The 13,950-nt window shown below is 65.9% G+C and carries 10 protein-coding genes and 1 tRNA gene; 8 read left to right on the top strand and 3 right to left on the bottom strand.

The window, feature by feature from the left end:
• Positions 1-3: 3 nt before the first annotated feature.
• Positions 4-1,722 carry a M1 family metallopeptidase gene (locus AC1RJ5_RS05210; protein WP_493114647.1) on the bottom strand — a complete coding sequence of 573 codons (1,719 nt, stop codon included), beginning with the start codon at positions 1,720-1,722 and terminating at the stop codon, positions 4-6.
• Positions 1,723-1,733: 11 nt separating this feature from the next.
• Positions 1,734-2,378 (bottom strand): hypothetical protein, encoded by a 645-nt coding sequence (locus AC1RJ5_RS05205; RefSeq protein WP_493112068.1) that lies wholly within the window; start codon positions 2,376-2,378, stop codon positions 1,734-1,736.
• Positions 2,379-2,469: 91 nt separating this feature from the next.
• Between AC1RJ5_RS05205 and lon the strand changes: the two genes are divergently transcribed.
• From lon to AC1RJ5_RS05180, 5 genes are all read left to right on the top strand, one after another.
• The gene (lon, locus tag AC1RJ5_RS05200; RefSeq protein ID WP_269574819.1) at positions 2,470-4,866 is read left to right on the top strand and encodes an endopeptidase La; all 2,397 of its coding nucleotides are present in this window, start codon (positions 2,470-2,472) and stop codon (positions 4,864-4,866) included.
• Between the two features lie 167 nt (positions 4,867-5,033).
• Positions 5,034-5,306 (top strand): HU family DNA-binding protein, encoded by a 273-nt coding sequence (locus tag AC1RJ5_RS05195; RefSeq protein ID WP_086129015.1) that lies wholly within the window; start codon positions 5,034-5,036, stop codon positions 5,304-5,306.
• A gap of 99 nt (positions 5,307-5,405) precedes the next feature.
• Positions 5,406-5,480, top strand: a tRNA-Val gene (locus tag AC1RJ5_RS05190).
• Between the two features lie 152 nt (positions 5,481-5,632).
• Entirely contained in the window at positions 5,633-7,705 is a 2,073-nt protein-coding gene (locus AC1RJ5_RS05185; protein ID WP_342250542.1) for a M13 family metallopeptidase, read from the top strand.
• A 79-nt stretch (positions 7,706-7,784) separates the two neighbouring features.
• A complete protein-coding gene (locus AC1RJ5_RS05180) occupies positions 7,785-8,624 on the top strand; it encodes a protein NO VEIN domain-containing protein (protein ID WP_493112065.1) in 840 nt (279 codons plus the stop codon).
• A gap of 151 nt (positions 8,625-8,775) precedes the next feature.
• On the opposite strand, the gene bla is transcribed toward AC1RJ5_RS05180, so the two are convergent.
• Positions 8,776-9,672, bottom strand: a complete 897-nt coding sequence (gene bla / locus AC1RJ5_RS05175) for a subclass B3 metallo-beta-lactamase (RefSeq protein ID WP_493112063.1) — start codon at positions 9,670-9,672, stop codon at positions 8,776-8,778.
• Positions 9,673-9,818: 146 nt separating this feature from the next.
• Between bla and AC1RJ5_RS05170 the strand changes: the two genes are divergently transcribed.
• The 3 genes from AC1RJ5_RS05170 (at position 9,819) to AC1RJ5_RS05160 (ending at position 13,901) form a co-directional block, all read left to right on the top strand.
• Positions 9,819-10,703: an EamA family transporter gene (locus AC1RJ5_RS05170; protein WP_342250540.1), complete on the top strand. Its 885-nt coding sequence runs from the start codon at positions 9,819-9,821 to the stop codon at positions 10,701-10,703.
• Positions 10,704-10,793: 90 nt separating this feature from the next.
• Entirely contained in the window at positions 10,794-12,053 is a 1,260-nt protein-coding gene (locus AC1RJ5_RS05165) for a metal-dependent hydrolase family protein (protein WP_493112061.1), read from the top strand.
• Between the two features lie 186 nt (positions 12,054-12,239).
• Positions 12,240-13,901 carry a beta-helix domain-containing protein gene (locus tag AC1RJ5_RS05160; RefSeq protein WP_269574825.1) on the top strand — a complete coding sequence of 554 codons (1,662 nt, stop codon included), beginning with the start codon at positions 12,240-12,242 and terminating at the stop codon, positions 13,899-13,901.
• Positions 13,902-13,950: the final 49 nt, after the last annotated feature.

The following is a 13,950-nucleotide window of genomic DNA, read 5'->3' as shown; positions in this document are numbered from 1 at the left end:
CGATCACCTCCGATAGGCGTAGCGCTGAAACGCATCGACCGCGGCCGAATATTTGAGGATGCGCGAATCCGGATCGACGATGACATGCGCCCCGGCGGGCACGGTCAGCGTCGCGGTGCCGCCCGGCATCTCGACCTTCTTCACCTTGCCGTCGATCGACACTTCCACCGGCAGCGGGAAGGGCTTGTTGTTCTGCACTTCCCACTTGAGCGTCAAGCTATCGCCCTGGCGCTGCTCGACCAGCTTCGGCAGTTGGGCCTGGTAGAGATAGACGTCGAAGAACCATTGCAGGTCCTGGCCGGTCACCTGTTTCACATAGCCGATGAACTCGGGTGTAGTCGCGAAGCGCGGCTTGAAATTGCCGGGCTTGGGATCGGTCCGGCCATAGACAAGCAGGCGCGTGGCATCGAGGAACTTGTCGTCGCCGATCAGGTTGCGCAGCGTGTGGAGGATCCAGGCGCCCTTGACGTAGATGTCCTGGCCCGGTCCGCCATTGTCCTCTTCATAGACCTGCTCCTCGGTGCGGATCTGGCCCGAGACGATCGGCGCGTGGTTGGTGATCGAGAGGCGGAAATCCTCCATCATGATCGCATAGCGCGCCTCGCCCTCGCGCCAGCGGCCATAGAGCGGCTGCATGTACTGGGCGAAGCCCTCGTGCAGCCAGTAATCGTCCCAATTGCCGGCCGACATCTGGTTGCCGAACCATTCATGGCCGAGCTCGTGCTGGAAGATCTCGTCAAAGCCCGACGGGTATTGCTTGTAGTTGTTGCCGTAGGCGTTGATCGTCTGGTGCTCCATGCCGAGATGCGGGGTCTCAGCGACGCCCACCTTCTCGTCACCCCAGGGATAGGGGCCGATCACGCTCTCATAGAAGTCGAGCGACGGCGCGAACTCGTCGAACAGCTTCTTGGCCTTCTCGTCGCGGCCCGGCAGATACCAATATTGCATCGGGATCGTATTGCCGAAGCGGCTCTTATAGTCCGCCTGGAGCAGCTTGTAGGGCGCGATCTGCAGCGTCACCGAATAGGGATTGGGGCTGCGCGCGGACCAGTTCCAGGTCGAGCGGCCATCGGCAAGCTCGTCCACCTTCACCAGCTTGCCGTTGCCGGCGGCCTTCAGCCCCTTGGGCACCGTGATGTGCAGGTCGACCGTGTCCGGCTCGCCGCGCGGGAAATCGAGGCAGGGCCAGAACAGGTCGCAGCCATAGCCTTCGGCGGTGCTTGCGATCCAGGGCTGGCGGTCCGCCCCCGGCGTCTTCGCCCAGACCATGCCGTCATCCCAGGGCGCGCGCACGGCGACGTGCGGCGTGCCGCCATAGGTGATCTTCACTACCACCTTGCCGCCGGCCTTGAGCGGGTGGGGCAGGGTGACGGTGAGCCGCCCTTCCGGATTGCTCCAGTCCGCGGCGGTCAGCGCCTTGCCGTCCACGCTCACCGCGCTGACCGGCAGGTTCTTGTCGAGATCGATCTGCAGCGCCTTCTGGGCAATCGCGCTGGTGATGGTCAGCGTGCCGGTACCTTCGATGCGCTGCTTGTCGGGAAACACCTCGATTGCGAGATCGGCATGGTCGAGGTGCAGCGCGGCGCGCTCCGGACTGATCGGGCCGCCCGATTCCTGCGTGGTCGGGGTGATCGGCGGCTCGCCGGGCTTGATCGTCTGCGCGCCCGCGGAAGTGGTGACAAGCGCCAGCGTGGAGGCGGCGAGGAACAGGGACGTACGGATGAGAGCCTCCTTCAGGCGAGTTCGACGTCAAAGGCGTCGATCCGGAGATCAAAATCAAATGCTTTTTGCAGCACCTGGATGCGGGCAGGCCACGCGATCCTGTTTGGCGAGCGCACGCGACCCTCGAAGATCAGCTTCTCTTCGATCGTCGGGCCTCCGTCGGGAGAATCGACCTGATAGGTGCCTGTAGCAGGGCGGCCGTCGGCGCCCAGCGTGAAGCGGATATCGGGGAATCCCTCTCTCTGTGCGATCACATCGTTACCTTCGGCGCGCAATCGTGCGCCGACGAGAAGCAGATAGCCGTAGATGCCGAATTGCTGCAGCTCGTGCAGCGCCTGGGGAGCGGGCAGGGGAGTCCGCTTTCCGGCCTGTTCCACGAACCCGCCGCTCGGTTCGACCGTCATCGTCCTGGCAGTCCAGGAGCCGTGCAGGGGCAACCAGCTACGGGAAATCGCCTGGCCAAAGGGAGTAACTCTCGTCTCGACCGCGATTTCCACAGGATTGTCCCGCATGCCAGTGTAGATGGTTGCTCGGCCATCCCACTTTAACACCCTGACGCGGCTCAATAATTTTCGTCCGCCCAGTGCTTCGATCGCCTGTTCGGCCAGGTCGGGGGCAGGAAAAATGCTTGCCCGTGCCGCAATGGGAAGCAACACTCCGCATCCTAAGAGCGTTCGCCGATTGATGCGGGCTCCGCGGCCACCATATAATGGAGGATAGGAGCCCTGTACGGGCTCAGGAGTATTCATGAAGCAGTCCTACCCCGTTCTTCCCCTTCGGGACATTGTCGTCTTCCCGCACATGATCGTGCCGCTGTTCGTGGGCCGCGACAAGTCGGTCGCCGCGCTCGAGGCAGCGATGGCCGACGACAAGGAGATCTTCCTCGTCGCCCAGCTCGATCCGGCAGAGGATGATCCCGGCCGCGAAGACCTGTACGATACCGGCGTCTCCGCCGAAGTCCTCCAGCTGCTCAAGCTGCCCGACGGCACCGTGCGCGTGCTCGTCGCCGGCAAGGAGCGCGGCTCGCTTGTTACCATGCAGGAAGGCGGCGCCTTCCTGACTGCCGAGGTCGCGCCGATCGACGACGATGCCGTCGAAGGTAGCGAGATCCAGGCACTGATGCGTTCGGTCGTCGACCAGTTCGAGAACTACGCCAAGCTCAACCGCAAGCTGCCGGCCGAGACCGCCGTGCAGCTCGGTGAGCTGGAGGACGCCTCGCGCCTGGCCGACGCGGTTGCCGCCAACATTGCCGTCAAGGTTTCCGACAAGCAGTCGCTGCTGGTCGAGACCAATCCGATGAAGCGCCTCGAGATGGTGTTCGCCTTCATGGAAGGCGAGCTCGGCGTGCTGCAGGTCGAGAAGAAGATCCGCAGCCGCGTGAAGCGCCAGATGGAGAAGACGCAGCGCGAATATTACCTCAACGAACAGCTCAAGGCGATCCAGCGCGAGTTGGGCAATGAGGGCGAGGAAGGCGATGGCGACGAAGTCGCCGAGCTGACGCAGAAGATCGCAACTCTCAAGCTGTCGAAGGAAGCGCGCACCAAGGCCCAGTCGGAGCTCAAGAAGCTCAAGACCATGGCGCCGATGAGCGCCGAGGCGACGGTGGTGCGCAACTATCTCGACGTGCTGCTGGGCCTGCCCTGGGGCAAGAAGTCGAAGCTCAAGAAGGACATCGCCGAGGCGCAGGGCGTGCTTGACGAGGACCATTATGCGCTCGAGAAGGTCAAGGACCGGATCGTCGAGTATCTCGCGGTCCAGGCGCGCACCAACAAGCTGAAGGGGCCGATCCTGTGCCTCGTCGGCCCGCCGGGCGTCGGCAAGACCTCGCTGGGCAAGAGCATCGCCAAGGCGACCGGGCGCGAGTTCATCCGTCAGTCGCTGGGCGGCGTGCGCGACGAGGCCGAGATCCGTGGCCACCGCCGCACCTATATCGGCTCGCTGCCGGGCAAGATCGTCACCAACCTGAAGAAGGCCGGTACGTCGAACCCGCTGTTCCTGCTCGACGAGATCGACAAGCTTGGCCAGGATTTCCGCGGCGATCCCGCCTCGGCGCTGCTCGAGGTCCTCGATCCGGAGCAGAACAACAAGTTCAACGATCACTATCTGGAGATCGACATCGATCTTTCGGACGTGATGTTCGTGTGCACCGCGAACTCGCTGAACCTGCCGCAGCCGCTGCTCGACCGCATGGAGATCATCCGCCTTGAAGGTTATACCGAGGACGAGAAGGTCGAGATTGCCGAGCGGCACCTCATCGAGAAGCAGATCGAGGCGCATGGGCTAAAGGAAGGTGAGTTCACCCTCACGCCTGAAGGCCTGCGCAAGCTGATCCAGCAGTACACCCGCGAGGCGGGCGTGCGTACGCTGGAGCGGGAGATCGCCAAGCTCGCCCGCAAGGCCCTGCGCAAGATCCTGGAAGGCAAGGCCGAGAGCGTGACGATCACGCCGGAGAACCTCCACGAGTTCGCCGGGGTGCAGAAGTATCGTCACGATATGGGCGAGGAAGAGAACCAGATCGGTGCGGTTACCGGCCTGGCCTGGACCGAGGTGGGCGGCGAACTGCTGACCATCGAGAGTGTCACCGTGCCCGGCAAGGGTGCGATCAAGACGACCGGCAAGCTGGGCGACGTGATGAAGGAATCGGTCGAGGCCGCATTCAGCTTCGTCAAGGCGCGCAGCCCGGTCTATGGGATCAAGCCGAGCCTGCTCCAGCGCAAGGACATCCATGTCCACCTGCCGGAAGGCGCGGTGCCGAAGGACGGTCCGTCCGCCGGCATCGGCCTGGTCACCGCGATTGTCTCGACGCTCACCGGCGTGTCGGTGCGCAAGGACATCGCGATGACGGGCGAGGTCACGCTGCGCGGCCGCGTACTGCCGATCGGCGGTCTCAAGGAAAAGCTGCTTGCGGCGCTGCGGGGGGGCATCAAGACGGTGCTGATCCCTGACGAGAACCAGAAGGACCTCGCCGAGATTCCGCAGAACATCCGTGACGGGCTGGAGATCGTGCCGGTCAAGCATGTCGACGAGGTGCTGCGCCTGGCGCTCACCGAGCCGCTTACGCCGATCGACTGGACCGAAGCCGATGAACTGGCCACCCAGCCACCGGCTGCTCCCACCGGAATGGGGGACCCCCTGCATCATTGATGCAGGGCAACCCCAGCCGTTCGCTGACCGTAACCTTTTCGTCACTTCGAGGGAAAAGCGGGCCGAAACGTTTTGACAGCCCGGGCGGCGGCGTGCTGACGTGATAGCTCGGCCTGCCGCCGCGACTCACGTATTTGTGCGAATTTCATGAGGGGGAAAGTCACGAAATGAACAAGCAAGAGCTGATCGGACAGGTCGCCGATACCTCGGGCCTTGGTAAGGGCGATGCGAGCAAGGCTGTAGAGGCCGTGTTCGATGCCATCCAGGCCGCGCTCAAGAAGGGCGATGAGGTTCGCCTGGTCGGCTTTGGCACCTTCTCGGTCAGCAAGCGCAAGGCGTCGACGGGCCGCAACCCGCGTACGCGCGAGCCGATGACCATCAAGGCGTCGAACCAGCCCAAGTTCAAGGCGGGCAAGGGCCTCAAGGACGCAGTCAACTAAGACTGCACAAAAGCGGGTTTGGGGGCTGGACAGCTGGGGCTGTGCCGCCTAAAGGCCCGCTTCCCATTTCGGCCGCAAGGGTTTTCGAACCTGGCCAATGGGCGCGTAGCTCAGTGGTAGAGCACACCCTTCACACGGGTGGGGTCGTAGGTTCAATCCCTACCGCGCCCACCATTACAAGCCCGTTGGTCCCTGTGACCGGCGGGCTTTTTGGTTTGTCCGTGTTTCGGAGTGTTGCGGCTTCGCGTAAGGATATTGCGCAGCCCCTCACGCCGTGACAACTTGCCCCCAGACGCGCCTAAACGTCTCAATTCGGGGGACCTCCATTGAAGAAATATCTGCTGCTCGCATCGGCCATGGCCGCGCTTGCCGTGCCTGCGATCGGTTTCAGCCAGCAATCCGCCGCGCCCGTTGCTGCGGGTGCCGCCGCTGACGCCGGGGCCACGCGCTATGGCGCCTGGGGCTTCGACCTGACCGGCATGGACAAGAACGTGAAGCCGGGCGACGACTGGTATCGGTTCGTCAACGGTGCCTGGAACGACCGCACCCAGATCCCGGCCGACCGTTCGTCCTTCGGCGCCTTCGCGGTGCTGCGCGACCTGTCCGAAGTGCGCCTGCGCAGCCTGATCTCGGGCTACAGCGCCACCGACAGCGCGCATCCGGACCGGATGAAGGCAGCGATCCTCTATAGCGGCTTCATGGACGAGGCGCTGGCCGAGAAGCTCGACGCGCAGCCGCTCACCGAGCGCCTGGGCGCGATCCGCGCGGTTGCGTCCAAGGGCGAGATGAGCGGGCTGATGGGCCGCACGCTCGGCGGCTTCGGGGCCAGCTTCTTCGGCGCGGGCGTGAGCGACGATGCCAAGAACCCGGACGTCTATGCGCTCTACCTGCGCCAGTCGGGCCTGGGCCTGGGCGACCGCGACCTCTATCTCGACGCCAAGTTCGCGCCGCAGGTTGCGCGCTACAAGCAATATGTCGCGCAGATGCTCGGCATGGCAGGATGGGCCGATGCAGAGGCGGCGGCCGACAAGGTGGTCGCGCTGGAGACCAGCATCGCCAAAGCGCACTGGACGCGCGTGCAGAGCCGCGACCGCGACAAGACCTATAATCCGGTGACTCCGGCAGAGTTGAAGGTGCAGGCGCCGGGATTCGACTGGGATGCCTTCTGGGTCGGCGCGGGCCTGTCCAGCGCCGATCGCGTGATCGTCGCGCAGAACACCGCGATCCCGGCGATCGCCAAGGTGTTCGCGGATACCGACCTGGAGACGCTCAAGGCCTGGCAGGCTTTCCGCACCACCGACGATATCTCGCCGCTGCTCTCGAAGCGCTTCGTTGATGCGCAGTTCGAGTTCCGCTCCAAGTTCATGAACGGCCAGCCCCAGCAGCGCGAGCGCTGGAAGCGCGCGGTGGCGTTCACCGAGCGCGGAATCGGCGAGGGCGTGGGCCGCGACTATGTCGCGCTCTATTTCCCGCCGGCTTCCAAGGCGAAGATGGACACGCTGGTCGCGAACCTGCGCGTCGCGCTCGCCGGTCGCATCAACAACCTCGCCTGGATGAGCCCGGCGACCAAGGAGCAGGCGCAGGCGAAGCTGAAGGGATTCACGGTCAAGATCGGCTATCCCGACAAATGGCGTGATTATTCGGCGTTCGAGGTGAAAGCAGGCGACCTGGTCGGCAATGCCGAGCGTTCCGGCCGCTTCGAATGGGACTATCGCCGCAAGCGCCTGGGCGGGCCGGTCGACAAGGCCGAATGGGGCATGACCCCGCAGACCGTGAACGCCTATTACAACTCGGTGAAGAACGAGATCGTCTTCCCCGCGGCGATCCTGCAGGCACCGTTCTTCGATCCGCAGGCGGACGATGCGATCAACTATGGCGGCATCGGCGGCGTGATCGGGCACGAGATCAGCCACGGCTTCGACGACCAGGGCCGCAAGTCCGACGGCAACGGCGTGCTGCGCGACTGGTGGGCGCCGGAAGACGCCGCCAAGTTCGAAGCCCAGGCAGTACGCTTCGGCGCGCAATATGAGGCCTATAGCTTCGAGGGGCTGCCGGGCGTGCACATCAACGGCCGCGCCTCGATGGGCGAGAATATCGGCGATCTCGGCGGTGTTCTGATCGCGCTCGACGCCTACCACCAGTCGCTGGGAGGCAAGAAGGCCAAGGTGATCGACGGCTTCACCGGCGACCAGCGCTTCTTCCTCGGCTGGGGCCAGGTGTGGCGCACGTTGTTCCGCACCGAAGCGCTGCGCCAGCAACTGGTCGGCGACCCGCACTCGCCGGGCCAGGTCCGCGCGGTGAACCCGCTGCGCAACGTCGATGCCTGGTACGAAGCGTGGAAGATCACGCCCGACCAGAAGCAATATGTCGCACCGGCGGACCGCGTGCGCATCTGGTGAGGTGAGAAGGGTGGGGCTTCGATAGCGGAGCCCCACCTGCTCGCGTGACAGAGCGTGGGGTTTATTCTAGCCAGGCTGGATGGGGCCTGGCGATTGGACCGACGCGCAGAATGACGCGATCGTCGCGGACTATTTCGCGATGCTGGCGGACAATGAGGCTGGCCGCCCGTACAACAAGGCCGAACATAATCGCCGGTTGCAGCAGCGTATCGATCGGCCGCGTGGCGCGATCGAATACAAGCATCAGAACATCAGCGCGGTACTGAAAGGCTTGGGTGAGGCTTGGATCCCCGGCTACAGGCCCGCCTTCAATTTTCAGACATCGCTGGTCGACGCCGTGGCACGGTGGCTGGCGCGACATCCCGATTGGCTGGCGTCGGCGACCAGGATTGGATCGGGTGCGTCCAGCGCTATTCGGGAGGCGCCCGCGCTCTGGATCGGCCCACCTCCCACGCTGAGCAACGCGCCACCTCCGGACGAGTGGGAGAAGATGCAGGCGGTTGCGCACCGCTTCGACGTGGCGGAGCGTGACGCGCGCAATCGGGCACTGGGCAGGGCAGGCGAAGAGCGGGTTCTGGAGCATGAGCGCTCTGCACTCACGTCAATCGGACGCACCGACCTGGCGCGGCAAATACGCTGGGTCTCCGATCTCGACGGGGACGGGGCAGGCTATGATATCGCCAGCTTCGAGCCTGACGGGCGAGAGCGCCTGATTGAGGTGAAGACGACCAACGGCTGGGATCGAACGCCCTTTCACATATCGCGCAACGAGCTGGCGGTCTCACAGGATCGGCGCGATGCATGGTGCCTCGTTCGCCTCTGGAACTTCGCTCGCGAGCCGCGTGCGTTCGAACTCAGGCCGCCGCTGGAGGCGCATGTGTCCCTCATGCCGACGGCGTTCCAGGCCAGCTTCGGGTAGCGCCTGCACAGCCTCTACACATGTTTCCTCCAAAAGCCGGTTGGTGCCCGCTGTCGCAGAAGCACAGGTCCACTGCCTTCGACACCGATCCCGTGCAGCAGTGACCCGGGTGCGCTCGCGCCGAGCAGCCAGAGCCCAAGCGCGGGGCGGATCATTTGGCCTTGCCCGCCTTCTCGTCGGCGAGGCGCTCCGCCAATGCCTTTGCGGAGCGGGCGGCATAGGCGCGGCAGGCGCCGGGATCGAGATAGGGGTTGGGGCGCACGCTCCTGGCAAAGCGCGCGTACTTCTCGACCCCGCCCGAATTGTCGGGATGGGCGCTGAACATGATGTCGCAGGGCATGGCTCGGAATTTCGCGTGGGAGGCGCGGAAGCTGGCGACGACCTCGGGGTGCTTCGTGAACCGATAGCCGTTCGCCGCGACCGGATTGATGCTCGAGGCGAACACTATCGTCCTGCATGCACCGCCTTCGCAGCTGCGCCAGGTCCAGCTCATGCTGCCCGGGGTATGCCCCGGCGTGGCGCGGGCGGTGACGGCGACATTGCCCAGCCGGATCACCTCGCCATCCTTGACCGCGCGCACGCGCGAGACGGCGGGGAAGGGGACGAGCCAGGCGGCCTGGGGATCGTCCGGCGTGCTCATGCCCTGCTTGAGCGCGGTTACCGCCCAGGCTCCCGCCAGCACGGTCGCGCCGCTGTCGCGGGCCAGCGCGGCGAGGCCGCCGGCATGGTCGAAATGCGGCTCGGTGCTGAGTATCAGCTTCACGTCCTCGATCCGGAAGCCGAGCTTCCTGAGGTTCGCCTCGACCGAGTGGACCGACTGCGGCACCGCGCCGTCGATCAGGATCAGCCCCTTGCCGGTGTCGATCAGCGCGACGTTCATCCCCGCGAACCCGACCAGATAGGTTTTGCCATGGACGCGGATCGGCGCCTGCGGTCCGATCCACTTGGCGGCGGCCTCGGGCGCGATCGGGCGGGTGAGCGGGTCGTCCTGCTGCGGGGCGGCGGCAGCGGTGAGCAGGGCGAGGGCAGCGAGGTGGATCGACTTCATCCGGGGCTCCTTGGTTTGCGCCGCATGAAATGATCCATGGGCCGGGAACCGCGCAAACCACCATTTCTGGGAGGAGCCATTAGCGGGATTGATGGCTCGCGTGGGTCTGCCTAAGCGCGGCTCGGGTATCGATCGGGAGTAAATGCGTGCTCTGGGCAGTGGCGACGGTGGCGGCGGCGGGATTTCAGGTGGGCCGCAATGCGCTCCAGCGGGGCATGATGTCGAACACCGGCCCCTGGGGTGCGACGCTGGTGCGCTTCCTGTTCGGCCTGCCCTTCTCGCTGGTCTTCACCGCGATCGCGTTCGCACTCAGCCCGCATCTCGATCCGCAATTCGGCTGGGAATTCTGGTGGCCGGCGCTCACCGGCGCGGCGGCACAGGTGATCGCCACCGCCGCGCTGCTGCTCGCCATGCATCATGCCGGCTTCGCAGTGGGCACCGCGCTCCAGCAGAGCTCGGTCCCGCTGGCGGCCACGGTCGGGCTGATCGTGTTCGGCGACAACCTCTCCACGCTCGGCTGGGTGGGCGTTGCCGTGACGACGCTGGGCCTGGCCCTGCTGGTCTGGCCGAAGAAGATCGAAGGCGCCCATCACCCGGTGCTGGGCATCACCTATGGCGTGATCTCGGGCCTGTTGTTCGGCTTCGCGCTCAACGCCTTCCGCCATGCCGGGCTCCGGCTCGAGCCGCATCATCCCTGGTTCTCGGCGATGGCATGCGTCGCGATCGTCCAGGCGGTGCAGGCGGGCGGGCTGGGCCTCTACCTCGCCATTCGCGACCGTGCCGCGCTGGTCGCGGTGGCGAAGGGCTGGCGCCAGTCGCTTGGGGCGGGGCTGTTCGGCGCGCTGGCCTCGTCTGGCTGGTTCCTGGCGCTGAACCTGGCACCCGCGGCGGCGGTACGGGCGCTGGGGGTGATCGAGATGCCGATCGCCGCCGCTGCGGGCCACCGGCTGTTCCGCGAGAAGCTGAGCCTGCGCCAGATCGCCGGCGTGGTGGTGATTGCCGCGGGCGTGGCGATGACGGCGATGTATTGAGACGGAGCGGTACCTGTTCCCCGGCTCTCGCCGGAAAGCAGAGATGGAACCGGGCTGGTCTAAGGCAGGCGCCTTTGTCAAACTCCGGCCATGACCAAGCTTCGCCGCCTGCTCGCCATCGCCGCGCTTCTCCTGCCCGGCACCGCCCTCGCGCAGAAGGTGCCGGTGCTGCTGGTGCCCGACCGCGTGTTCACCGCAACCGACCGGGTGGTGCACGAGGGCTGGAAGGTGCTGGTTGCCGATGGCCGGATCGTCGCGGTCGGTCCCGACGTCACCGCCCCGGCCGGGGCCGAAACCCGGGCGTTGCCGGGCACCACGCTGCTGCCCGGCCTGATCGACCTTCACGTCCACCTGTTCCTGCATCCCTATAATGAGACGAGCTGGAACGACCAGGTGACGAAGGAGCCGCTGGCGCTCCGCACCGCCCGCGCGGTCGCGCATGCGCGCGCGACGCTGATGGCGGGCTTCACTACCGTGCGCGACCTCGGCACCGAAGGGGCGGGGGACGCCGATGCCGGGCTCAAGATGGCGATCCAGCAGGGCATCGTGCCGGGGCCGCGCCTGCTGATCGCCAGCCGCGCGCTGGTCGCCACCGGCGCCTATGGCCCCAAGGGCTATGCGTTCGACGTGCCGCAGGGCGCCGAGGAAGTGAGCGGCGAGGGGATCGTCGTCGCCGTCCGTCGCCAGATCGCGCATGGGGCGGACTGGGTGAAGTTCTACGCCGATTATCGCTGGGGGCCGGGCGAGCCGAGCCGCGCCACCTTCAGCCTCGACGAGCTCAAGGCCGGGGTCGCCGCCGCGCATGATGCCGGGCGCAAGGTCGCGGTGCATGCGAGCACGCCCGAGGGGATGCGGCGCGCCGTGCTGGCCGGGGCCGACACGATCGAGCACGGCAATGACGCGACGGACGCGGTCTTCGCGCTGATGAAGGCGAACAAGGTCGCCTTCTGCCCGACCCTCGCCGCCACCGATGCGATCACCCGCTATGGCAGCTGGAACGGCGCGGCCCCCGAACCGGAGGCGATACGCGCCAAGCGGGCGAGCTATGCCGCCGCGCTCCAGGCCGGCGTGACGATGTGCGTGGGCGGCGATACCGGCGTGTTCGCGCACGGTGCCAATGCCCGCGAGATCGAACTGATGGCCGGCTGGGGCATGGCAAGGAATGACGCGCTCTGGACCGCTACCGCCGGCAATGCCGCTATATTGGGGATGTCCGACCGCATCGGCAGCATCGCGCCCGGCCGAATCGCCGATCTGGTCGCGGTTGCCGGCGATCCGCTCAAGGATTTGTCGGCGCTCGAAAATGTCCGGCTCGTGATGCAATCGGGCAACATCGTCACCAATCCGTGAACCGTTTCCGTCCCATACGCTGACATTGTCACAATCGAGTCACGCAAGTGTCTCGAAACCTTCTTCGAAGTCGCGCCAACGCGTAACAGACCCCGCCTAGCGCCCCCTTGCGGCCGACGGGGGACAGCCGAGTCGATCCCGCACCGTAATTCGATGCAACCCGGCGTCCGCCGGAACGGAGATCCTATGGCCAGCTTCAAACGCGTCAGCCTTATCATGATGACTGCCGCTGCATGCACCGCCCTTGCGGCGTGCGACGGCGCGAACGACATCGCCTCGCCGGGCACCGGCGGCAACGTCATCATCAACAACCCGCCGGCTCCGACGCCGTCGCCGACCCCGACGCCGACCACGGCGCTCGTGAGCCCGGCCACCGGCTGCCCGACCATCGGCGACCCGAAGGGCCTGACCAACGACGGCACCATCAAGGGCCCGACCGGCGAATGGCGCGTCTGCACGCTGCCGTCGATCCTGTCGGCCAGCGTCACGCTGCCGAAGATCGCCGGCCTGGTCTATCAGCTCAAGGACCGCGTGAACGTCGGCTGCGACGGCGGCTTCACCGCGCCGACCAGTGCTGCGCCGCGCGCCAGCACCACCGTCGGTTGCACCACCGCCAACGGCTTCACGCTGAACGGCTCGGGTCAGCTGACCGCCGACACCAACGTGACGCTGACGATCGCGCCGGGCGTGATCCTGTTCGGCGGCACCGGCACTTCGTGGCTCGCCGTCAACCGCGGCAACAAGATCGCCGCCAACGGCACCGCGACCGCGCCGATCATCTTCACCAGCCGCGACAACCTGCTCGGCCTCGCCGACGACACCTCGATCGGCCAGTGGGGCGGTGTGGTGCTGATGGGCCGCGCCAAGATCACCGATTGCAACACCGGCACCACCGGCGCCGGCACCTGCGAGCGTGAGACGGAAGGCGCCTCGGGCACCGGTCCGGCCACCTTCGGCGGCACCGACGACACCTATAACGCCGGCAGCATCAAGTACACGCAGATCCGCTACTCGGGTTATGTGCTCGGTGCGAACGTCGAGCTCCAGGGCCTGACCACCGAGGGCACCGGCAGCGGCACCACGCTCGACTCGGTCCAGAGCCACAACAGCTCGGACGACGGCGCGGAGTTCTTCGGCGGCACCGTCAAGTTCAAGCACTACATCGCCACCGGCGCCGATGACGACAGCCTCGACATCGACACGGGCCTGCAGGGCTTCTTCCAGTACGTCCTGCTGCTGCAGCGTCCTGGCCAGGGCGACGCCCTGATGGAAGTCGACAGCAACAACAACGAAGCCGACACGCCGCGTCAGGTGACCGCGGTTGCCAACTTCACCGCGATCCAGAGCCAGACCAGCGCGAACAACGAAGCCAATGACCAGGCTTCGATCCTGCTGCGCGGCAATGCGGACCTGAAGCTCGTCAACGGCCTGGTGATCAGCCCGGTGAACGAGTGCCTGCGCATGAACGGTTCGGGCGGCGCCAATGCGGCCACCCTGCTGGCCCGTGCGGTCGCGATGCAGTGCAACGCCACCAAGTATCTCGGCACCGGCAGCTACACCGCCACGCAGGTCGCGACCTTCTTCGGCACCGGCGCCAACGGCAACAACGACGCCTTCACGCCGTCGCTGACCAGCCTGTTCATCAACGGTGCGACCGAGACGGCGCTCACCGCGGTCGACCCGAAGACGGTGGACGCCACCGGCTTCTTCGACACGACGACCTATGTCGGCGCGGTCAAGGACGCGAACGACAACTGGTACAAGCAGTGGACCTGCAACTCCGGCTACGCCGCGTTCGACGATGCGACGAACGCCAACCGTCGCTGCACTTCGCTGCCGACCAACTGAGGCTAGCCTGACCTGAGACTGGGGCGGGGCGTGGCCAATCGGCGACGCT

Source organism: Sphingomonas sp. GW822-FHT03G08, assembly GCF_058801135.1.
The sequence above is the reverse complement of the archived record's forward strand: the minus strand, read 5'-3'. Positions and strand labels throughout refer to the sequence as shown.

Excerpts from the sequence above, each read along its gene's own strand:
- AC1RJ5_RS05165 (WP_493112061.1), top strand. The coding sequence starts at position 10,794 with ATGACCAAGCTTCGCCGCCTGCTCGCCATCGCCGCGCTTCTCCTGCCC.
- AC1RJ5_RS05195 (WP_086129015.1), top strand. The coding sequence starts at position 5,034 with ATGAACAAGCAAGAGCTGATCGGACAGGTCGCCGATACCTCGGGCCTT.
- AC1RJ5_RS05180 (WP_493112065.1), top strand. The coding sequence starts at position 7,785 with ATGGGGCCTGGCGATTGGACCGACGCGCAGAATGACGCGATCGTCGCG.
- bla (WP_493112063.1), bottom strand. The coding sequence starts at position 9,672 with ATGAAGTCGATCCACCTCGCTGCCCTCGCCCTGCTCACCGCTGCCGCC.
- lon (WP_269574819.1), top strand. The coding sequence starts at position 2,470 with ATGAAGCAGTCCTACCCCGTTCTTCCCCTTCGGGACATTGTCGTCTTC.
- AC1RJ5_RS05160 (WP_269574825.1), top strand. The coding sequence starts at position 12,240 with ATGGCCAGCTTCAAACGCGTCAGCCTTATCATGATGACTGCCGCTGCA.